29 protein-coding genes are annotated in these 18,632 nt (G+C 40.6%); 9 read left to right on the top strand and 20 right to left on the bottom strand.

What is annotated here, in order from left to right:
* Positions 1-27: 27 nt before the first annotated feature.
* From ACNSN2_RS06990 to ACNSN2_RS06935, 12 genes are all read right to left on the bottom strand, one after another.
* Positions 28-912 (bottom strand): hypothetical protein, encoded by an 885-nt coding sequence (locus tag ACNSN2_RS06990; protein WP_368484781.1) that lies wholly within the window; start codon positions 910-912, stop codon positions 28-30.
* 56 nt (positions 913-968) lie between these two features.
* Positions 969-3,851 carry a tape measure protein gene (locus ACNSN2_RS06985; RefSeq protein ID WP_418608886.1) on the bottom strand — a complete coding sequence of 961 codons (2,883 nt, stop codon included), beginning with the start codon at positions 3,849-3,851 and terminating at the stop codon, positions 969-971.
* On the bottom strand, positions 3,811-4,155 hold the full coding sequence (locus ACNSN2_RS06980) for a hypothetical protein (RefSeq protein WP_368484779.1): 345 nt from the start codon (positions 4,153-4,155) through the stop codon (positions 3,811-3,813). Before ACNSN2_RS06980 ends, ACNSN2_RS06985 begins: the two co-directional genes overlap by 41 nt.
* 20 nt (positions 4,156-4,175) lie before the next feature.
* Entirely contained in the window at positions 4,176-4,502 is a 327-nt protein-coding gene (locus tag ACNSN2_RS06975) for a hypothetical protein (RefSeq protein ID WP_418608884.1), read from the bottom strand.
* A 37-nt stretch (positions 4,503-4,539) separates the two neighbouring features.
* The gene (locus tag ACNSN2_RS06970; RefSeq protein ID WP_368484777.1) at positions 4,540-5,439 is read right to left on the bottom strand and encodes a hypothetical protein; all 900 of its coding nucleotides are present in this window, start codon (positions 5,437-5,439) and stop codon (positions 4,540-4,542) included.
* Positions 5,436-5,639, bottom strand: a complete 204-nt coding sequence (locus ACNSN2_RS06965) for a hypothetical protein (RefSeq protein WP_418608882.1) — start codon at positions 5,637-5,639, stop codon at positions 5,436-5,438. The genes ACNSN2_RS06970 and ACNSN2_RS06965 overlap by 4 nt, the downstream gene beginning before the upstream one ends.
* Positions 5,636-6,079, bottom strand: coding sequence for a phage tail terminator protein (locus ACNSN2_RS06960; RefSeq protein ID WP_368484775.1), 444 nt, complete (start codon positions 6,077-6,079; stop codon positions 5,636-5,638). The genes ACNSN2_RS06965 and ACNSN2_RS06960 overlap by 4 nt, the downstream gene beginning before the upstream one ends.
* An 11-nt stretch (positions 6,080-6,090) precedes the next feature.
* Positions 6,091-6,513, bottom strand: coding sequence for a phage virion morphogenesis protein (locus ACNSN2_RS06955; protein WP_368484774.1), 423 nt, complete (start codon positions 6,511-6,513; stop codon positions 6,091-6,093).
* A 1-nt stretch (position 6,514) separates the two neighbouring features.
* Entirely contained in the window at positions 6,515-6,982 is a 468-nt protein-coding gene (locus tag ACNSN2_RS06950; RefSeq protein ID WP_368484773.1) for a hypothetical protein, read from the bottom strand.
* A gap of 76 nt (positions 6,983-7,058) precedes the next feature.
* The gene (locus ACNSN2_RS06945; RefSeq protein WP_418608881.1) at positions 7,059-7,994 is read right to left on the bottom strand and encodes a capsid protein; all 936 of its coding nucleotides are present in this window, start codon (positions 7,992-7,994) and stop codon (positions 7,059-7,061) included.
* 41 nt (positions 7,995-8,035) lie between these two features.
* Positions 8,036-8,431: a hypothetical protein gene (locus ACNSN2_RS06940; protein WP_368484771.1), complete on the bottom strand. Its 396-nt coding sequence runs from the start codon at positions 8,429-8,431 to the stop codon at positions 8,036-8,038.
* 4 nt (positions 8,432-8,435) lie between these two features.
* Complete coding sequence (locus ACNSN2_RS06935; RefSeq protein WP_418608880.1) at positions 8,436-9,581, bottom strand: hypothetical protein; 1,146 nt, start codon at positions 9,579-9,581, stop codon at positions 8,436-8,438.
* Between the two features lie 240 nt (positions 9,582-9,821).
* On the opposite strand from ACNSN2_RS06935, the gene ACNSN2_RS06930 reads away from it, so the two are divergent.
* The 5 genes from ACNSN2_RS06930 (at position 9,822) to ACNSN2_RS06910 (ending at position 13,189) form a co-directional block, all read left to right on the top strand.
* The gene (locus ACNSN2_RS06930) at positions 9,822-10,184 is read left to right on the top strand and encodes a helix-turn-helix domain-containing protein (protein WP_418608879.1); all 363 of its coding nucleotides are present in this window, start codon (positions 9,822-9,824) and stop codon (positions 10,182-10,184) included.
* A gap of 2 nt (positions 10,185-10,186) precedes the next feature.
* Complete coding sequence (locus tag ACNSN2_RS06925; RefSeq protein ID WP_418608878.1) at positions 10,187-10,654, top strand: ImmA/IrrE family metallo-endopeptidase; 468 nt, start codon at positions 10,187-10,189, stop codon at positions 10,652-10,654.
* A 431-nt stretch (positions 10,655-11,085) separates the two neighbouring features.
* Positions 11,086-11,460, top strand: a complete 375-nt coding sequence (locus ACNSN2_RS06920) for a hypothetical protein (protein WP_418608877.1) — start codon at positions 11,086-11,088, stop codon at positions 11,458-11,460.
* 224 nt (positions 11,461-11,684) lie between these two features.
* The gene (locus ACNSN2_RS06915) at positions 11,685-12,560 is read left to right on the top strand and encodes a DUF4747 family protein (protein ID WP_418608876.1); all 876 of its coding nucleotides are present in this window, start codon (positions 11,685-11,687) and stop codon (positions 12,558-12,560) included.
* A complete protein-coding gene (locus tag ACNSN2_RS06910; protein ID WP_418608875.1) occupies positions 12,557-13,189 on the top strand; it encodes a hypothetical protein in 633 nt (210 codons plus the stop codon). Before ACNSN2_RS06915 ends, ACNSN2_RS06910 begins: the two co-directional genes overlap by 4 nt.
* Positions 13,190-13,282: 93 nt before the next feature.
* Here the strand turns inward: ACNSN2_RS06910 and ACNSN2_RS06905 are convergent, their stop codons facing one another.
* The 8 genes from ACNSN2_RS06905 to ACNSN2_RS06870 all read right to left on the bottom strand — a co-directional run bounded on the left by ACNSN2_RS06905 (position 13,283) and on the right by ACNSN2_RS06870 (position 16,556).
* Positions 13,283-13,477, bottom strand: a complete 195-nt coding sequence (locus tag ACNSN2_RS06905; RefSeq protein ID WP_418608874.1) for a hypothetical protein — start codon at positions 13,475-13,477, stop codon at positions 13,283-13,285.
* Between the two features lie 118 nt (positions 13,478-13,595).
* On the bottom strand, positions 13,596-13,991 hold the full coding sequence (locus ACNSN2_RS06900) for a hypothetical protein (protein WP_055012177.1): 396 nt from the start codon (positions 13,989-13,991) through the stop codon (positions 13,596-13,598).
* A 65-nt stretch (positions 13,992-14,056) separates the two neighbouring features.
* Positions 14,057-14,299, bottom strand: a complete 243-nt coding sequence (locus ACNSN2_RS06895; RefSeq protein ID WP_055012178.1) for a hypothetical protein — start codon at positions 14,297-14,299, stop codon at positions 14,057-14,059.
* 76 nt (positions 14,300-14,375) lie between these two features.
* Entirely contained in the window at positions 14,376-14,750 is a 375-nt protein-coding gene (locus tag ACNSN2_RS06890; RefSeq protein WP_055012179.1) for a hypothetical protein, read from the bottom strand.
* A 9-nt stretch (positions 14,751-14,759) separates the two neighbouring features.
* Positions 14,760-15,239: a hypothetical protein gene (locus ACNSN2_RS06885; protein ID WP_418608873.1), complete on the bottom strand. Its 480-nt coding sequence runs from the start codon at positions 15,237-15,239 to the stop codon at positions 14,760-14,762.
* A 56-nt stretch (positions 15,240-15,295) separates the two neighbouring features.
* Entirely contained in the window at positions 15,296-15,673 is a 378-nt protein-coding gene (locus ACNSN2_RS06880; protein WP_418608872.1) for a hypothetical protein, read from the bottom strand.
* A gap of 11 nt (positions 15,674-15,684) precedes the next feature.
* A complete protein-coding gene (locus ACNSN2_RS06875; RefSeq protein WP_418608871.1) occupies positions 15,685-16,149 on the bottom strand; it encodes a hypothetical protein in 465 nt (154 codons plus the stop codon).
* A gap of 17 nt (positions 16,150-16,166) precedes the next feature.
* Positions 16,167-16,556 (bottom strand): helix-turn-helix domain-containing protein, encoded by a 390-nt coding sequence (locus ACNSN2_RS06870; RefSeq protein WP_418608870.1) that lies wholly within the window; start codon positions 16,554-16,556, stop codon positions 16,167-16,169.
* A 121-nt stretch (positions 16,557-16,677) separates the two neighbouring features.
* Between ACNSN2_RS06870 and ACNSN2_RS06865 the strand changes: the two genes are divergently transcribed.
* The 4 genes from ACNSN2_RS06865 (at position 16,678) to ACNSN2_RS06850 (ending at position 18,630) form a co-directional block, all read left to right on the top strand.
* Positions 16,678-16,959 carry a helix-turn-helix domain-containing protein gene (locus ACNSN2_RS06865; RefSeq protein ID WP_418608869.1) on the top strand — a complete coding sequence of 94 codons (282 nt, stop codon included), beginning with the start codon at positions 16,678-16,680 and terminating at the stop codon, positions 16,957-16,959.
* A gap of 41 nt (positions 16,960-17,000) precedes the next feature.
* A complete protein-coding gene (locus ACNSN2_RS06860) occupies positions 17,001-17,450 on the top strand; it encodes a hypothetical protein (RefSeq protein ID WP_418608868.1) in 450 nt (149 codons plus the stop codon).
* A gap of 118 nt (positions 17,451-17,568) precedes the next feature.
* Positions 17,569-18,474 (top strand): hypothetical protein, encoded by a 906-nt coding sequence (locus ACNSN2_RS06855; protein WP_418608867.1) that lies wholly within the window; start codon positions 17,569-17,571, stop codon positions 18,472-18,474.
* 9 nt (positions 18,475-18,483) lie between these two features.
* Positions 18,484-18,630 carry a hypothetical protein gene (locus ACNSN2_RS06850; protein WP_418608866.1) on the top strand — a complete coding sequence of 49 codons (147 nt, stop codon included), beginning with the start codon at positions 18,484-18,486 and terminating at the stop codon, positions 18,628-18,630.
* The last annotated feature ends 2 nt before the right edge of the window (positions 18,631-18,632 follow it).

The following is an 18,632-nucleotide window of genomic DNA, read 5'->3' as shown; positions in this document are numbered from 1 at the left end:
CTTTCGGCTGGAAAGGGGTTTACATAGTTATAGTAGTTTACGAGCTTTTAATTCAAGTAGCACTTCATCAGAAAGTGCATCAATCCAATAAACGTCTTTAAGCTGCCTACATATTAAACCAGCAATCACTGCAAAAACAAGCTCAGCCTCAATTTCTTCGCCCTTATTGGGTTGCTTGTATAGATGAAATGATATTTCAACAAACATTAACCATGTAAATATTGTTAACTTATTAAAAATAGAGATTTCTAATATAGACTTATATCTGTTGCCTTCTATGTTGCTCAATAGTAAAGCTATCGTTTTTATTTTTTCTATATAGACATTTGTACCTTCAAAAATTAACCTTTTAAAACTTAAGGAAAGCTCATCATTTTCCAGCGGTTTTGATCTCATCTCAAAAAAGTAGGCTTGTAAAAAAGTCTCAAATGGCATATCTGATTCTTTTATACTTCTGAAATCAAAATTATCATCTGTAATGATACTCCATTTTCTTTCATCATGTTTTAATTTACACTTTTTATCATTTAACTTTTTAATTTGATCAATAACTTGGAATAGCGTTTCTTTGAATACACTATAACTTTGTGTATCAGATTGCTCTTTTAAAACAATCCTTGTCTCTATGAGTTCTAATTTTTGAACTTCTAAAGCTTCTTTTGAATCCTTCCAAGTTCTATACAGCAGGAGTATAGATACGAATAATAGGATAGGGGAAAAAACATTACTGAAATATGTAGCAGTTGCGACCCATCTTTCAATAGGGGTATTTAAATTAAAATTAAATATACTGAAGAACTCAAAAACAAAAATACTACAACCAAATATTGCTATAAAGATAAAATATATTACGGGGTTTTTAATTAACTGTTTCAAAATTTTGTTTGTTGTTTTTTTAAGATTATTACTCACAAACATTCCCTTGCTTTTTAAAACTCCTTTTTACACCAATCTCAAGCACTTAACAACTAAGCAGCACCACGTACTGCACGAATAATTGCACCATTACTTTGTATATTAGCCACTACAACACCCACCACCTGGCGGGCTATGTCTTGGCCAACCGCTTGCGATGTTTGCTCATTAGCACCACCTTGCACGGTAATTTGGTTGGTTATATGTATATTTACACCACCAGAGCCGCCACCATCATTAGCCGCACCACCTGCGTTGTAACGCCGTGCCATTTGGCTAATTTCAGTATTTTGTTTAGGGCTTAATACACGCTCGCCACGTTGTAATACATAGGTAGATTCATTCGGCACATAATCTAAGCCACCGTGGGCAATACCCGCTGGCTGTTGGGCTTTTATTTGGCGAACTTGTTGTAAACCCATCATAACCGCTGCCGCAGCTGCAACACCACCCAGTACTGGGCCAACAATAGGAATAGGAGCCAAAGACGTATAAGCCGCTGTTGCACCTTGGTAGGTATTTATAACAGCTTGCGCAATTGCAAACGCTTTATAGGCTTTAAATGCTGTTTTACTTTGTCCAGCCATTGCTTTAAAAGTAGTGGCACCCAAGCCAACAATGGCGTTAGATTTTTCAGCTTCTGTTTTTTTCTCAAAGTTAGCAAACGCTAAAATGTTGCTTTGTAAAGCACCTGTGTGGCGTGTTTTAATTTGCATCAACCGTTCTTGGTGTGCGGCTTCACTCGCTTCACGTTGGCTATGGTAGCCATTTGCAGCATTAAGTTCAGATTGGCGCTCTAACTCACGAATTTGGTTATCTGCGTTATATTTAAGCTCGCCACTTTCATCATTGGCCGCTAAACCTAATTGTGAGCGTCGCTTGGCATCAACCCGTGCTTGTTGGCGTGCTTGTTCTACACTTAGTTCGTTATTATAAGCGGCAAGTGCTTCACGTCCAGCAAAGCCTTTAACGGTAGCAATACGGTTTTCTAAATCACGCTGTAAATCGTTTTTACGTTTTTCTTCAGCTTGATTTTGTATACGTGTTTTTTCGGTTTCACGTTTTAGTGTAATTGCTTTTAGGTCTTCACCGTATTTAACATCAAGTTGTTTTAAAATGGCGTCGTATTTAACTTTGTTAGCCGTATCGTTCTCACGAGCAACAATGACCATTTGCTTACGTTTTTCGTAGCTGTCTTTTAAGCGGGCTTCTTCGCCCATTAGGCTTACTTCTAAACGCTTAATGTTATCGGGCAGGGCGCTTGAGCTAACAGGGGCAGGCTTAGGCTTTTCTGTTTCTTTAATGGCAAGCACTTGTTGTAGCGCCACAATTTCATTTTTTAAATCAGTAACGCGCTGTTGTGCAGCTTCAACGTCAGAAAACTTGCCTTTTAAAAACGGGTTATTAAAACGTTCCCTTGCTTCATCGGCCATTTGAATCGCATTTTTAATGCGGCCCTGTGCCATTAACAACAAACCTTGTGCCTGGCTACTTGTTAAATTGGCATACGGGTTTAGGTCTTTACTGGCTTCTTTTAGTTTATTAACTGAGTCGGTAGCGTCATCGCCCTGGCTTGCAAAATAAGCAAGGCCAAGCCCAGCCGTTACCAGTAATCCGACGGGTCCACCTAACAAGCCCATTACTGTGCTAAGGCCACGTGCGGCTAACGTTGCACGCCCAGCGGCAGCAGTATAAATGTTGGTAGCGGTAGTGGCCGCAGCTTGTGTTGCTGTATAGCGCGTATTAGCAGCAGCCAAGCGGGAAACAGCTGCAGTACGTAAGTTGGTGGTATTAGCCACAGCCAATGTATGCTGTGCATATGCTTTCATTTGTGCAGCGCGTTGTAGCTCTAAAGCTGCATTAGCTTGGTTTTGTTTTGCAAGGGCTGCATCCGCAATTAATGCGCGGTTCTTGGCAGCAACGCTAGTAACATAACCCGAAGCACTGGCACTTAATCCTGCAACTAAATGGCCTGTAAGTACCGTAGCTAATGCACCGGTTGCCACCACTAAATTATTCACAGCCTCTTCGTTTTCACGTAAATACGCCATGGTATCGGTAATTGAGTCAACCACGCTGGTAACAGCAAAGTTTACTGGTTCTTCGTATTTGCGTATTAAGCGTTGGTACTCGTTACCCATTTCAGCAAAGCTGGCGTTTATTTTACCCTCAGTGGCCTCGGCCGCACCGGCATAATCGTTAAGCGCTTTGATCAGATAGTTTTTAAACATCTGGCTGGTTACTTGGCCATCGTTCACCATTTGCCTAAAACCGCCGGCGGCTTTACCCGCTGCTTTATCGAGTTTTTGTAAAAGCCCTGGCATAGGCTCGGTTACTTGGTTTAGCTCTTCTGCACGTAAAACGCCGGCAGTCATCCCTTGGGTCATACCAAACAAACTCTGCCCAAGCTGCACATTGCTTGCACCTGTTTTAGCAGCGGCGTTAGCCATGCCCTCTAAAATCGCTTTACCTTGGGTTTGAGTAACAACGCCAACCTCTTGCAGGGTTAAAATTTTACTGTAAGAGTCGGCAAGGGTGGTGTAACCGGTATTTAAGCGATCAGATGTAGCAAATAAATACTCTTGTACTTTGGCATAGTTTTCAGCTGAGCCCGTTAATCCCTTTAACCTGGTATCTAGCAATTGTGCAGCACCTGTGTCACGCACAAACATAGTCGCGGTACCAATACCCACTAAAGTCGTGAGGGTTGCGCCTATTTGTGCATAGGCGCTATTCATTAACCCGAGTTGACGGGTCATAGCGCCTTGCTGTTGCATAATGCGGGCTTGGCTTGCGCCTAATTGCTGGTTAGCCGCAACCTGGCGCTGTACTGCTTGGGGTATGCGGTTTAGTTCGTTTACGTTTTGGCGCGCACCGGTGGTAACTGCTTTACCGTCATAGGATAAGCGTAACGCCAAATTCAAGTTGTTGCTCATCGGGTCGCCTTATTAGTCCAATTATGGTGCGCTCTAGGGTTTGCAGTTTTGCAAAATCGTCGGTGTTAAGGGTTATATTTGCATAGCGCCAGGCTATATCAGCCCTGGCATAGTCAAGGGCAATTTCTACCCCGTCGTTATCCCGTTGCCACTGGCTACTGGCAGTGGTTAATGCAATTACAGCCGTATGGTTCTGGGGCAATACAAACAATGTTTCCTCATCGTGTGGCACAACCTGTTTAGGTGCGCCAAAATGGGCTTCGTCGTCATCAAGAGTTTTACTGTCTGCTGCTAGGTCGCCCAAAAACCACCTAGCAACATCGGCTAGTTTTTTTCAGTGATACGGTACTGAGCGTTAATACACTCAACACTTAAGCGGGCAGTTAGTCCACTATAAACAAGCAGCTCTTCAAGGGTACTTTTATCAAATGGCACCTCTTTACCGTCATCAATAAAGTCATCCCAACCCACTAACAGCTCGCGTACTATTTCGCCATCAGTCGTGCCTTGTGTTTCAGTCAGTGTTTTAAGCTCGTTTTCAGGTACCAGTTTAATTTTTGCCGTAAACTTAAAAGGTAGCCCACCAAATTCAAAATTAAGCGTGGCGCTTATAACCGCATTTTTTAACGCGTTTAATAGTTTTAATTTCATTTTTGCTGTCCTAATTTGTTATTTATGAATAACTAACTTACTCAAACACTATCGTTAGTTCGTCATAGCCTGCACCACTGGGCACTAGCTTGCCGTCAAACTCATAACCAGTTAATTCTGAGTCCAGGCTGGTGTACTTAGGCCACGGCATTTGGTAACGGCCAATAATCGTTACTTTTTTACCTGTGGCTGTGCCATGGGTAAACTCAAACATTTGCACTTTAGCAACGTCATCAAACGGGTTAAAGGTGGCCAGTTCTTCAGCTGTTAGCGTAAAATTAGCGCTGCTTTCATGACCGGTTATCATTATTTCTTCGTGGTTAATGGCGCGGTCAAACACCACGTTATTACCTAAATCAATGGTAATTTTGTGCAGCGTACGTTTAATATCATTAAGCTTAAAATCACTGCTATTACTTACGCCAAGTACTTCAGGGCGTACCCAACGATCCCAATCAACCGCAGGGGCGGCAGTACTTGCAACCGGCGCACTAAACAAGCCTTTAAACTGCCAGTTAAGCATGGGCTTACCTTTTTCAAGCGCAAAGCTCACGTTGCCTTTCATTTCGCTAATGTTGTGGGTATTTTTACCAAAGCGTACTAAACATGTAACTGCAACAGCGGCCCCTTTTGTAAAGGTAACGCTTGTTGCATCCGCAACTTGCACCATGCCGCAAGCAAGTAGCAGCGGGGCAAAGGCAGGTTCGTTACCAGCTGTGCCGCTCATGGCAAGTGGGGTTTTAAAGTTAAGGCTTATATGCTCACCATAAAAGGTTTCCATACTGGCACCGCTGTAGCTGGTTTCTAGCTCGTCTTTTTCACTTTCGCTTTCAAGCGATAATTCAACGTCACTGGCATAAATGGCATGCAGGCCCGTTAAGGTTGTGCCCAGGGCATCGGCTAAAATGAGTTTGTCTTTAAATCGCCAGCTACTCATGATTTATTCTCCACTTTAATTAGCTCACCGCTTTTTAAGTTAAAAGCGCCGGCTATTTCATCTCTGTTACCTTTTGCTTTAGCTAAAGCCTGGTTAATGTTTTGGGCAATCGTCATCGCGCGGGACATTTTAGGCTTTATGTTCACGTCAGCCTGTTGTTCAGCGGGTTTACTCGATTGCGGCTCGGTCTGTTTGCTCATGGCATCACCTTCACAGTTACGGTATGTAGGCCAGTTACACTAAACTGGCACTGGTAAATTAAGTTATTAGTTTGCTTGCTAAGCTCAATTGTGCGGCCCTTATCAAGCTTTATAGGGTTCCAACCTGCGAACTGGCAACCTGCTACAGCAGCTTTAACATCACTGCGTAATTGCTTTATTTGCATATCGCTGTGGGCATTACCTGCAGAGCAGGGGATCACAATCATCACTGCAAACACATCTTTAATTTGGTATTCGTCAAGGCCGTGTACTTCATTAGTGTTGGTGTTGTCATCGGCCAGCGGCAATACAAACAACTGGGCACTGTGTACAGCATGCTCGCGCACATGGTTAAAGTCGCTAGCAAACCCTACTGTTGCATTAATCACTGTGTTACTTAGCAGGGTTTCTATGTTGTTTAAATCAAAGTTAAATGCCATTTAAATGCTCTTTAAATTAACCAATCAGTAATAATGTCGTTAATCTCAGTTTCTTGCACAGCAGCTATACCAATAATTGGCCGTGCGGGTAACTTAACGTTTTTATTGCGGCCCGTTTCACCACCAAAGTGATGTATTGCTGAGTACTTTTCACCTAAGCCATGCTCAAGCGTATTACCGTTTACGTTGTGCGTAACAGAGCCTGCAAGGTTGCGCTCATCGGTTAGTGTTAAACCGCCACGGTCTTTTGCTGCTTGCGATTGCTCCCATTTACGGCCTTCGGGTGTTACTTCACGTAAAAATCGGGTTGTAACGTCCATGTCTAAAAATGCACCAATATCATCCAATACATCAGCGGGTTCACCACTTGTATTTGCAATTTGGGTTAAGCGCGGCAGGGCATTACCCGTTATGTGTATAAATACACCCGCCAATTTAATAACCTGGCCAATTAAATTGAGAGCCTGCAGGTTTAGTTCGCATCCCAGTTCTTACGCCTGCAGGCGCATCTTCCTTAATTTGGATCACACCTTTACTAACCTTATCGAGCATTGCCATGGCGTTACTTTTTAGGGTTTTAAGGTTTTCGTCAGCAATGTTAGGGGCTAACTCACAATGCATTAAATCGTTAGCTATGCCTGGCAATACCGAGTTGTTTATATCGTCTTGGTTTAATGCAAACCGTGCTACATAGCCTGCTATAACCGCATTTACATTTTTTTGTGCTTGTACATACCAGGCATTAATTTGCTCTTGCAACTCGTTGTACGTTTCGCTTAAAAGCGCTGCTTCAACATCGTCGCGCGTTGGGCGGCTTCCAACCGCAGCAAACTTAGCAGTCGCAAATTGCAACAGCGTATTAATGCCAACTTTATCTATAACTGCTTGTTCTGTCGTAAACATGGGCACCTCAGTTAGTAAAAAAAGGCCCCGAGCAAGTCGGTACTGGGGCCTTTACACAGGGAACAACAATAATTAATTATGCTGGCGTCAGCACGTTGGTCAGCAAAATACCGCAGTCTTTTGCAATAATTTGCTCTTGCACCGATTCGCCTACCATAATTTCAACCCCACCATTTATGCCCGCAGCTACGTCACGGTTGCCCGATGTACGCGAGCCATAACGTGCAGTGAGTGCAAAGGTCATGCGGTTGTTGTTAAACGACGCTAGCGGGTCGTGATACGTAAACGACAGGGTATCTTGCCAAACCTTTTGTAAGTTAACGGCTTGGCCTTTTTTAGCCGTGTTTAGGCGCGCTTGGCCAACGGTTATATGCTCAAGCTCTAGCACTTCTTTAATGTAGCTCCACGGCACTAAGCCCTGGTCGCCACTAGTGCCATTAAACGCTTTAAGTAACTTAGGGTGTGTACGCAATTTAGTTGCCACGCTTTGCGATACTGTCATTGCATTAGGGCGCATAAGTGGCGCATCTAGCATTTCTAAAAAAAACGGTAAAATATCAAGTGCAGGGTCATCTAAACGCTTGTGGCCTGCTGCAGCTAACGATTGAGTATTGCCAAAGTTAGCCGCTTTGTTATACATAGTTGCCACACGTATTTCACGGTTAAGCAAAACTAAGTCAGTTAAGCTTTCAGCGGCATGGGTTCGCGGGTTGTAGTTTGCTGGCGCATTGGTTACATCATCATTCGGCACCACATCAGACAAACCATGATCAACCACTGAACCGGTTTTCTCTTCAACACTAAACTCAACTTGATTCGGCGATGACTTACGGCCAATTTTATCGTCTACAACGGTAAACTTTTCGCCTTTTTTATATTCGGTCCACTTATAGTTACGTAAACCAACGGGCGAATAAGGGGCAAGCGTGTCTGCAACTAACGCTCTATTACGATAAGCAATGGCTATGGCCGTTTGCTCAACATCGGGGGTAAATGGCATACCATTACTCATGGCAAATCCTCACTATTAATAATTAAGTTAACCCAAGCGCCTTAAGCGCTTGGAATTGTTGCTACTACATGCGGGTTTAAAAACACGTCGCCAATCACTCCAGCTTCGCCGTCTTCCATTACCCAACCTGCAACGTATACTTCGGTTTGGCCCACAAAGTTAGCAGGGTCAAACTCAACGGCTTTACCTTCGCTATCAGCAACAATTGGGGTGCCTGCAATTAACGCTTCACCAAACTCAACTGGGGCACTTTGTGTCATTACTACATCAACACGTAAATGCTCGTCAGTGCCTTGCTCTGTTACACCGGCATACATTGCGCTGGCATCAACCGCTAACCCAACATGAAAGTCAGCCGCAGCCGATACAACCACTAAGCGGTTAGCCGGTATAACGTCTTCAGCACTAAAGTTTCTTATAAATCCTGGTTGTGCCATGGTTTTATGCCTTTTTAATGTGGTCTAACGCGGCAGTTATACTAATTTCAATGCCTTTGCTAGATTGTGATTGTTGAAATTCCAGTGCTTTTGCTGCCAATGCTTCTGCACTGTCGTCAGTCACTTCGCCGTCTTTATCGTCCTTGTTAAACTCGTGAGTTAAACCCGTTTGTTCAGGCAAACCTTTTAAAAAGCCTTCAAACCACGCTGCAGGTTTAAGTTCCTGGCTTTTACCGTCTGCGGCAGCAAACTCAAAGGTGGTGTCGCCATCGTCAAGCTTGGCCATAAACTCAGCCACACCCTCTGTGTTTGTTAAGCGCGGGGCTTTGCCGCCATTAATTTCGGTGTTAATAAAGGTGTTAGCTGCTGCAACACGCTGCGCGAATTCAAGCTGTGCGTTTTTAGCGTTAGCTGCATCAATCTGGTCTTGCAGCGCCTTTCTTTCTTTTTCATCCATTGCATGGTCCTCATGGGTGGGTGGTGTGGCGTCATCATCGCCTTTACTAAATTCGGCTCCCTCGCCACTATTCACCTTGGCACGTTCGTGCTCAGCAATAATGGTTTCTTCTTTTAACCATTCGCTTTCGTAGTCGGGCACAACTTTATCAGCCGCTTCACTGCCAAAACGGTCAGTTATAAAGTTGCGTAAATTGCCCATTAGGCGGGTAAGGGTGTTTGACGTGCGCAGCGATATGTTGTCAATATCACCTGCAGCAAATTCTAGGGTTAGGGTATCGGCGTCATCACTTTGGTTAAACTGCCAGGCTAAACCGTCAACGGCAGGGGGCTTGCCACCTAAGTAACCAATGTGGGCAAGTTGGTAGCCATTAGCCACCTTTTCAAGCTTAACCGAGCGGTTAGGGTAGCGCTTGCTTTGTACCGCTTGGGCAAATTCAGCACACACATCTTCTGCTTTAGCAAACAAAGAGCCACCTTCTGCTTTTAGCTCACTGGCCCAACCCCATGCAGGGTCGTCCATTTTTGGGTGGCCAATAACCAGTGGTGCGGTTTTAGGTTTAAAGTTAGCGACTACGCTGTTTAAATCAGCATCGCTAAATGTGTGCTCAACGCCTTTAGAGTCGGTTTGTGTACCAGCTCTAAATACTTCAAACCAATTAAAAGAGGTGTTTGGGGTTGTTTTGTTTGCCATGTTCCAAGTGCCAATAAACTAACTAAGTGGCACCCAGTGTATGCGGGGAGTGGCTATTGAACCGCTGGAAAAGACTTTACAGCGTTAACAATGGGGTAACGTATATAGGCTAAGCGGGTATTTATAAAGTATCAACTATTATTAATAGTTAAATAATTTAACCTTTTTAGTTGAATTTCTGAGGTTGTGTGTTATATTAAATACAGCTTCAAGTGGGTCATGAAGCTTTGAGGAGGAATAATGGCACTTTCTGAATTTGGTAAAACAATTCGTAAAGCTCGAATAGACGTAGGATATACATTAAAAACTATGTCTGAAGAGCTAGAAACTTCGACTGCCTATCTAAGTGGATTAGAAACTGGTAGTAAAAAAATATCAAAAAATTGGGTTAATAAGATTTCTAATTTCTTTAAATCAAAAGACTATCCAATAAATAATTTAGGGCAGTTAGCTGATGTAGCCAACGAAAACGTTTCGTTAAGTGGCTTATCTCAACAACAGCAAATGCTTGTAGCTGGATTCGCGCACTCACCATTCACTCCAGATGAGTTGAAAAAGTTTGCAGAATTCTTAGAGGATATTAACAAATGTAGTAAGGAATAATTATGCCTGAAAGTTACCGACTGAGAGGGAACAGGGTTTCACCGTTACCTCTCAGTCAAATTAAAGTTGTAGCTGAGAATTTTGCTAAAGCATTCGACTTTAATCGCAGAAACAAACGAAGTTTAGATAGAAATTTTGAACTTCTATATCAACTCAGAGTTACATTGGAGGTTGTGGACGACAAAGATTGGATATTTTTAACTAAAGGTCATTGTGACCCGAGTAAAGCTACCATTTGTGTTCCGCAGTCCATTTACGATAACGCTTGTGTTGGTGAACAAGAAGCATTAGCTGTAATGCTACATGAGTTGGGTCATTTGTTTTTAGGCCACAGGCCGTTAATGCATTATTCTGATAAACCAGCTACAGAAATTGAAGACGCTGAATGGCAAGCAGATACTTTTGCAGAGATTATACTTTCTATAATGGGGTATCAAACAAATCAGTTATCGTTTGATTTTTATGGATAGTAAAGCCCTAACCAGTGGGTAGGGCTAAACTGGGTCTTTTACAAAAAATGTAAAAGGTAATTTTAACCTGAGAATAAATCAGATTATAATCGTGTTTGGCGACGTAGATTATAGACACTTTGGACAACTTGTGCAAGGTACATTATCTGATTGCATTCTCCTTACTTGGAGATGAACTATGAAAAGTGGTTATTGTCCTAAGTGCAAAGAACCTTGTGAGGTAAGCTTTGTTAGTCATGTGACTAAGAATGGCAAAGTAATATACCCGAAAAAAGGTAAACGCTGCTTAGTTATCCCTCATTGCACAAGTTGCAAGTAAATATTAAAGCTAACCTTTGAATTTTAGAGGTTAGCTTTTCCATATCTCAATTAGCATTAAATTGAAATTGCTTTATAGTTAAGTATCACTACTAAACAACCAAGGAATGGTTATGCTAAAACAAGCACATTTAAAAACCTTAAATAAAACACTCATCACTATAGCTGCATACTTTCTTTTATCTGGTATTGGAATAGGTGTGTATTTATATATCAACAACCCAGATAAATACCTATCATCAAACCCCGATGAGGCCATGCCGCAACTCTACGTAGCACTTACCAACAAATTGGAGTCAAACCCAAGTAGAGAGTTTATAGCCGACCTTAACCAGGCATATGTTGATCAAGTTATTACCGAATCCGAGTACATTCGTTTAACGCTTAGGTACAACCTCAATATGGCAACAGATCTAAATTTAGAGTTCAAACCCACCAAACAACAATTTCATAAAGTATGGCTTAACCACCAAAACATAAAACCATAACTTTAAATACAAGTTAAACCATGTTTAAACCCTGTTTAAATTTGATTGAGTGCGTTTAAACGACTTAAACTTAAGCTATCACAGCCATAACATAGCTAATGTGCTTAAAATCGTTTTCAGGGGTTTTTTTAAAAAAAATCAACTTTACACACGTTATGATTAGAATTAATGTACATGCTTAATCAAGGATTGATTTTGTTCTTGATCTTTTTAAAGGGAATCTCATGGAATTAAAAACAAGTGCTGGTGCATTAAATATAACAATAGGTAATCATTTACCCACAGAGTATAAAAAGTTATTTGAGAGTGCTTTTGCGCTTAAAAAACAAGTTAACATTAGGGGAACCACTTGGGGCCTGCTCTGTGCTCAGTCAAAGGTAAAAGATATTAAAGCCGATGTACCAGCTATAAGTGGTGATATTTTTAAATTTACACAAATTAGAGAAGATGCAGATTGGCTTAATCTAAATACTAATGACTTTGCAACTGATGCAGACCTTGCTGAAATTAACTTACCTGAAAACTTGAAGCCTAATTCGACAAGGTTTACTTATTTCTTTTTTCCTGAATCTCATACTCTCATTTACGAAGCATATTACAAAGGTAATGAATTAACACCTAATACAGCGGTTGATTTTTTTAAAAAGTTACTAAATTCAGCTGAACTACAAGAAGACTTTGGAGAAGTAAATGTAGTTCACTTTCCTGAAAAAGAAGCACTGCAACAAGCTTTACAGCTGAAGCATAAACGAACTATTCATATGATCATAAATAATCCTAATGCGTTTGGTGAAATTGAAAAGAGATACTTGAAGAAAGCAGAGGAACGTCAAATAGCTAAAGTTGAAACTAAAATTACAGCTAAAACGGGCGAATCAATACAAGTAGATCAAGAGCTTAGAAATGAAGCGAAAATAGCCGCTAATAATGGTAGCTTAGTTGTTAAAGGCTATGATGGAAAAGGCACACCAAGAGTAATTTCTACTAAGGATATGCCGTTTATCAAACATGATTATTTTGATATCAAGAATTCACTTCCATATGACGCATTTAAACGCTTAGCAATTTCAATTGAGGAAATTATTAAAAAGTTATTATGACAAATAACATTATAGCAAGATATTGGAGAGCATATGGCGGCTTTACTGCATTATTAACAAGCCCTTATTTTTATGCATCTATAATCATAACGGGAATCCTTTTTCCTGCTTGGAGTAAATTTGGGTGGTGGGATGATGTGCTCTCCATTATGCCTAACTTACTTGGGTTCTCTTTGGGTGGCTTTGCATTGTGGATGTCTATAGGCTCGGAAAAATTTAGAGATTTTTTAGCAGAACAAGACAAACCATGTGGGGAGTGTATTGAATGCAAAAATGCTTTTGGTCAATGTTTTAATAATAAACCATCTGCTTTTACAATGATCAATGCAATTTTTTTACACTTTATCTTGCTACAAGTCTTAGCAATATTGTTAGCTATGATTTGTAAAACCTACGTAGATTATTTTGACCTAATTACCATGCATAATAAATCAAAGCTGGCACTAGCTATTTTTTATTGTGCGTCTTACTTTGTCTTTATCTATGCTTTAGTAAGTACTATTACCCTGAGTATAGGTTTATTTAGAGTAACAACCCTTTATGAGCACTTTGTAAATAACAAAATAGCCGAAGATCAAGAGAAATGCTTGTGCCCTCTAATACAAAAAAATAAACAGAAAGCCCCTTAACTAGGGTTTTTTTGTTACCAAAATCTTTATAGTTTTATTTTGTTCAGGCATATCGGGAACCTTAATAAATTTTGGACATTATTTCTGGTGCCTCTATGATGAAATTAATGATACAGTTTTTCGCCAATAGATTTTTTCAAATTTTAAACTGTTCAGATCGGTCAGCTTTTCAGTAATATTAAGAAGTTCTTGTTCTATTATCGCTTTTGTATTGTCTTGCTCGTTCAGTAACATACGGTGGTGTTTTATTGCTAAAGCAATAATATATTCTTCGTTATTCCAGTCCATCTTATTCCTCCATCAAACAAGTAAGTACAACTTTATAAAACCAGCTTAGTTTAAATTCGATAAGTTAAATACATTTGCTATGCGGCAATCATGCTTACAGCCGTTTAAAAATAGTAAGCTATAAGCCAAAAACAAAAGGGTTTATTTCAACCCAAAACACACCAACTATAAACATCACTAGTACAACAAAAAGTAAAACAAAAAAATAGCAGACTATTCCTAGCTGAGTTTTACTTTCGAACTCATCCTCTAAGTTTTCAAATTTAAAATTAGAAACTTCCTTAGTCCAGTATTCAGCTCTTTGCTCAAACAAATCATTAATCAACTTCATCTCTTCAGCATAAACCTTATTAAACAAAGTAATTTCTTCAGTAGTAAGCTGAGCGGTAATAATATTAATTTCTTCATCAATATTTACTTGAGCTTGTGGCATATTATTAAGAGAGTAACTAAGGTCAATTGCCTCGAAATGCTTTAAAGCTAATTCACGTATGTCTTCACGTTCTAACTTCATATATTAAAACTCCCCCTAGAAAATTAATCCAAGGTAAAAATTCTGTCAGTACATGAATGGCTTATTTAATCTAACAACTTTTGATATCGCAACATACTTAAATTCATTAACTCTTCTCTATAGGAAGCTTTAAAACATTTAAATTTTTCATCATCAAGATAATTATTGATTATTAACAGTTCTTTATCTATTTCCATCTGAATAAACTCAATCCGATGAAACTCAATTTCACTTAACAACATTTTATGGTGTTTATAAGCAAGCCTACGTATGTTTTTAAGATCCAACCAATCACGCTCGTAATCCATATTTACTCCAATCCAATAGTGCAAGTGTAGTGCGTTACATAAAAAATGCTAAATTAAACTTATTGGTTAATTCTTATTAAAACCCCATGAATGCAATTAAAATAACAACTAAAGTAATCACTACCGAGTAAATTATGGTCTTGGCAATTTTTACATCATGTAACATATTAAATAGATCCAGCTCTGCTACTTCAACAGCAGTGAAATCCTTATCAAGTAAATCATTGTTAATAGCTAATTCGTCAGATGAGTCAGTAACCTGCATTTGTTCATGATAGTGTGTTTCTAAATTTTTTATCGATTCTTTATCTAAGCCTTCACTTAATTTAACCAGATCCCTTTTAAACTCCAAATTAGTGTTAGAAAGATTATTATTAATATGGGCATTTCTTAGTCTTAATTTATGCTGCAATGCTAGTTCCTGCACTAATTTTTTATCTACTTCTGGCATGGAAATCCTTTAATACCCGTAATACTTATTACTAAACCTCACCACAATCGGCGTTCCGTCTTGCTCACAGGTAATACTAATTTTTAATTTTTCTTTATGATCATAGTAAGTAGCTAAATGGGTCATTCTGTCTCGCTCTTCTAAACTTTGCGAATTGACCGCAACAGCTTTTAACACTGCTATAGGGTCAAACGACTCAGTTTGGCTACATGGTGCTGTCTCCAGCAAGTAAATCTCAGAATAGCTAATAACACCGTCAGTGCTGTCATAGCGTGTTTTATATTGTGAGGTGGTCGTGGTGATTGAACCGTTGGCATTTGGCGCAACCTTTAAAATATCACTTACGGCTTCTAATCTAAACGTAATAAACCGATAAGGACTAATGAAATTTTCTGGTGGTGGGGTAAGCTGTGTAGTCTGTGAATCTTCTTTCTTACTACACCCAATAATAATCGCACATATAGCAGCAGTTATATAAATTCGTTTCATAAATAACTCCTTATAAAATAAGCGTTAAAATCCGATCAATCCACTTTACGTGCTCGCTACTTACCAAATATAAACACCCACATCAAAAACATAACAACAAAAGCCACAATGTACCCAACAAACTTGGAATCATTTGACTCTTGCAGTGCTTTATTCAACTCTAGCTCAGCAGTTTTAGCTTCAATCTCAGCTGCTTCTAATCGTTTTTTAGATGTTTCTAATTCTTGCATTGAGCTCAAAGCGTCCATTTCTTGACAATAAAGCAAATCAAACTTTTTAAGCTCTTCTTCGCTTAGGTCTTTAGTCAACTCATTAAGTTCATCTTTTAAATCAAGCGATAATTGCGGAAGAATATTATTTGAAATGGCTTCACTTATCCTTAGATCATGCTGTTTAGCCAGCTCACGTATATATTTTCGCTCTAACAATTCCATGTGTATTCCTTTTATTCATTAATCGGTTGTGTCAACGCAACGGCGACGCCCATAAAAGCAATTGCCCCTATAAAAAATAATGAATTCCCAGTTAACATATTTAAAGCAATGCAACAGCCGCAGCCAATCATGCTCACTTTTGCGTGTTTTTTTAAGCGTGCAACACGCCGCTCAACCTCAATAGCATGAAAGTGACCGGGTATATCGTAGTTACAGCGTATGCAAATTGCGTATTTACTGGCAGGTTTCCAACAGCAGGGGCATTCAATAATATTGGGGTTGTCAGGGTCAAACTCATCACTGGCAGCGTAATGCACGTTTTGGTTAACGTGGTTATTATTGCCGTTAATAGTTTGGCTCACATGTAGCTGTTCGCTGCGCGGCAATACATCAGCATCATTCGCAGCAGAAGTGCCGTATTTATCACCCAGCGCTCGGGCTAAATCATCCTGTAATTGTTGTTTTTTTTCTTCCATATTAAACGCCTAATTATTTATCCCACCAATCGTAAGTGCCTCACTACTGATTGTGCGGTAAGTTCTACACCGTCATCGGTATATTCATCATAAAGCACAGCAATAACACGCGCTTTTTGCTTGGGTGTTAACTGGCGGCCTGTTTGCGCTAATGCGCCTTCTAGTATTTCAATGCAATCTTCAAGGGCGGCTTCATTAAGTTGCTTGCTACGCACCCCATTAAATAAAAATTCAAGATCGCACCCAACTTGCGATGCAGCAATTAAATAATCCGCATCGGGGGCACGCGTTCCAGACTCATAATTAGCCTGAGACCTCCTACTAACGCCGCATAGGTTAGCAAATTGCTCTTGAGTAAAACCTAATCTTTCACGTTCAATTTTTATCGTGTCACAAATTTTATGCACAAAGTTGCTCAATTATCATTGACAGTGCACGTACGTGCACTTATAGTTCAGTTGTCTTAAACATAAACCTACTACGAGTATCAGCAAATAGCAGGTTCATACATCAATAAGGTAATTTACAATGAATCACGAAGAAATCAAAGCCGCAATTTATGAAAAGGGTTACACCCTTGCTATGATCGCCGAATGCATCAACAAACACCCATCGCATATTAGTTCTATTATTCATCGCCGTAATACGTCCTCTGTTATTGCAAAAGCCATTGCTAAAGTAATCGATAAACCCGTCGAGCAAGTATTTCCTGACGTACCAGCCTATCGCTGTAAACAAAAAAAAGCAGCCACGCTAAATCAACGTAAAGCAGAGCTAGCCGCTTTGTTTTCATCTACATCATGTGAATAAGTCCTGCCTCCAAGCAAGGTAATTTTAGAGAACTTTTTACCATGGAAAATTTAACAATGGCACAGCAAAAACAACTCACTAAAAGCATTCTCGATGCAGACGTAGCACCAGACTGCGATATATATCACCTGTTTATTCACAGTGTATGTTCAGCAATGAAGCGTTCAGGCTTTAGCCGCCCAGTAATAGCTGACCGCATGAACGATGCACTACGTGCGCAAAATAACGATGTAGATCAAGCCAAACTGAATAAATGGCTTGCCCCCAGCCAACCGCACTTTATGCCCATGCATTACTTGCCAGCGCTGTGCTACGCCGTACGCTCAACCGAGCCTGCCAATATATTGCTTAAACCTATTTTGTTTAAAGCGGTTGATCAGCGCTCACAGCTATTGCAACAACACGCAGAGCTGCAAATGGAGATTGAAGAGCGCACCGCCATGCAACGCTATATATCAGAGTCGTTACTCAACAACGTTGAGCAAGACTGAAAGCACCATTACACCACCCGATATAAAACCCATATAAGGCTAAAAACAATGACACTCAAAGACCAAAAACCGTCTGCATTTTGTAAAGCCAGCCGCATAAACGCCGTTGGAGGCCGTTATGAGCACTGATCTAACACAGCTTGTAGGTGAAGAAAACGCCAACGAAATAGAACATCAGCTACAAAAACTTAAAACACCACTGAACATAGTGATGCCAAACAGCATTGCAGAATGCATGGATCGCGTGGTGTTTTTAGCCAACCGCCAATTTACAGATGCCGCTGAAGCAGGCTTTATTTTGCTTAATGTAAAAGAACAGGTTTCACATGGTGAATTCTTATCTTTGTTAGAAGAAAGGGGCATACACAAGCGCACCGCACAGAGATCAATAGCTATTTCTAAAATGCTTTCAGCTTTGCCAAAAGGCAAAAGCGACAAATTGTCGCTTTTGAATATGAGCCAACACCAACTTAGCGAGCTGACCAAAGTACCGCTTGAGTCTATTGCCCAGTTGGATGATGACGACCTTGATGTACTGGCCGAAACCAGCGGCAAAGAAATTCGCGCTCAAGTACAAAAGCTAACTGAGCGAACGCAAGAGCTTGAAGAAAGCACAGCCACGCTGATCAACGCCCTCGAAACCGAGCGCTTAACCAAAGCCCCAAAGCAAATGTACGAGCTGCCTATGTTAGTTGCACAGGTGCGCCAAAAATCGTTTGCACATAATGCCGTTGTTAACGAATCGCTCGAAGAGTTTATAGCCATGGTTGAGCAGCTATGTAACACCCGCGTTCTTGACCTAAACCATCGCATAGGTGCGGCACAAACCACCTGGCATTTATGGTTAGGCATACAACAGCGTATTACCCACATGCTCAACCGTTTAAGCGGCGAGTTTGGCCCCGAGCATTTAGCCGGCGCTGAGTGCATACCGCAATTTGCAGAAGACGAATGGCAAGACGCCCAAGCAAACCGTGAATACATGCTCGCCATGTTTAACGACCGTATTAAAACCCGCGAGTAGGAGAGAGCAATGCATCCTGCAGTACAAAAATACAATAAGTTGCCAAGCACAGGCTTGGAACTAAGTTGGCAAAATGCCAGCGAAACAGCCCGTAAAAAAGCCCAGAGTAGGGCGGTAATAGTTCGCCATTTTAACGCAAGAGTGCGGCATACCTAAAG

Origin of the sequence: Pseudoalteromonas sp. US3C1013 (genome assembly GCF_048401115.1) — a bacterium.
In the GTDB taxonomy this organism is placed as follows: domain Bacteria; phylum Pseudomonadota; class Gammaproteobacteria; order Enterobacterales; family Alteromonadaceae; genus Pseudoalteromonas; species Pseudoalteromonas undina.
The sequence above is the reverse complement of the archived record's forward strand: the minus strand, read 5'-3'. Positions and strand labels throughout refer to the sequence as shown.

What these genes read in the sequence shown, in the direction of transcription:
- ACNSN2_RS06865 (WP_418608869.1), top strand. Translation starts at nt 16,678, where the DNA reads ATGAATCACGAAGAAATCAAAGCCGCAATTTATGAAAAGGGTTACACC.
- ACNSN2_RS06900 (WP_055012177.1), bottom strand. Translation starts at nt 13,991, where the DNA reads ATGAAGTTAGAACGTGAAGACATACGTGAATTAGCTTTAAAGCATTTC.
- ACNSN2_RS06970 (WP_368484777.1), bottom strand. Translation starts at nt 5,439, where the DNA reads ATGAGTAGCTGGCGATTTAAAGACAAACTCATTTTAGCCGATGCCCTG.
- ACNSN2_RS06885 (WP_418608873.1), bottom strand. Translation starts at nt 15,239, where the DNA reads ATGAAACGAATTTATATAACTGCTGCTATATGTGCGATTATTATTGGG.
- ACNSN2_RS06985 (WP_418608886.1), bottom strand. Translation starts at nt 3,851, where the DNA reads ATGAGCAACAACTTGAATTTGGCGTTACGCTTATCCTATGACGGTAAA.
- ACNSN2_RS06925 (WP_418608878.1), top strand. Translation starts at nt 10,187, where the DNA reads ATGCCTGAAAGTTACCGACTGAGAGGGAACAGGGTTTCACCGTTACCT.
- ACNSN2_RS06875 (WP_418608871.1), bottom strand. Translation starts at nt 16,149, where the DNA reads ATGGAAGAAAAAAAACAACAATTACAGGATGATTTAGCCCGAGCGCTG.
- ACNSN2_RS06920 (WP_418608877.1), top strand. Translation starts at nt 11,086, where the DNA reads ATGCTAAAACAAGCACATTTAAAAACCTTAAATAAAACACTCATCACT.
- ACNSN2_RS06945 (WP_418608881.1), bottom strand. Translation starts at nt 7,994, where the DNA reads ATGAGTAATGGTATGCCATTTACCCCCGATGTTGAGCAAACGGCCATA.
- ACNSN2_RS06895 (WP_055012178.1), bottom strand. Translation starts at nt 14,299, where the DNA reads ATGGATTACGAGCGTGATTGGTTGGATCTTAAAAACATACGTAGGCTT.
- ACNSN2_RS06930 (WP_418608879.1), top strand. Translation starts at nt 9,822, where the DNA reads ATGGCACTTTCTGAATTTGGTAAAACAATTCGTAAAGCTCGAATAGAC.
- ACNSN2_RS06935 (WP_418608880.1), bottom strand. Translation starts at nt 9,581, where the DNA reads ATGGCAAACAAAACAACCCCAAACACCTCTTTTAATTGGTTTGAAGTA.
- ACNSN2_RS06950 (WP_368484773.1), bottom strand. Translation starts at nt 6,982, where the DNA reads ATGTTTACGACAGAACAAGCAGTTATAGATAAAGTTGGCATTAATACG.
- ACNSN2_RS06855 (WP_418608867.1), top strand. Translation starts at nt 17,569, where the DNA reads ATGAGCACTGATCTAACACAGCTTGTAGGTGAAGAAAACGCCAACGAA.
- ACNSN2_RS06905 (WP_418608874.1), bottom strand. Translation starts at nt 13,477, where the DNA reads ATGGACTGGAATAACGAAGAATATATTATTGCTTTAGCAATAAAACAC.
- ACNSN2_RS06940 (WP_368484771.1), bottom strand. Translation starts at nt 8,431, where the DNA reads ATGGCACAACCAGGATTTATAAGAAACTTTAGTGCTGAAGACGTTATA.
- ACNSN2_RS06960 (WP_368484775.1), bottom strand. Translation starts at nt 6,079, where the DNA reads ATGGCATTTAACTTTGATTTAAACAACATAGAAACCCTGCTAAGTAAC.
- ACNSN2_RS06880 (WP_418608872.1), bottom strand. Translation starts at nt 15,673, where the DNA reads ATGGAATTGTTAGAGCGAAAATATATACGTGAGCTGGCTAAACAGCAT.
- ACNSN2_RS06860 (WP_418608868.1), top strand. Translation starts at nt 17,001, where the DNA reads ATGGAAAATTTAACAATGGCACAGCAAAAACAACTCACTAAAAGCATT.
- ACNSN2_RS06975 (WP_418608884.1), bottom strand. Translation starts at nt 4,502, where the DNA reads ATGAAATTAAAACTATTAAACGCGTTAAAAAATGCGGTTATAAGCGCC.
- ACNSN2_RS06850 (WP_418608866.1), top strand. Translation starts at nt 18,484, where the DNA reads ATGCATCCTGCAGTACAAAAATACAATAAGTTGCCAAGCACAGGCTTG.
- ACNSN2_RS06965 (WP_418608882.1), bottom strand. Translation starts at nt 5,639, where the DNA reads ATGAGCAAACAGACCGAGCCGCAATCGAGTAAACCCGCTGAACAACAG.
- ACNSN2_RS06915 (WP_418608876.1), top strand. Translation starts at nt 11,685, where the DNA reads ATGGAATTAAAAACAAGTGCTGGTGCATTAAATATAACAATAGGTAAT.
- ACNSN2_RS06910 (WP_418608875.1), top strand. Translation starts at nt 12,557, where the DNA reads ATGACAAATAACATTATAGCAAGATATTGGAGAGCATATGGCGGCTTT.
- ACNSN2_RS06890 (WP_055012179.1), bottom strand. Translation starts at nt 14,750, where the DNA reads ATGCCAGAAGTAGATAAAAAATTAGTGCAGGAACTAGCATTGCAGCAT.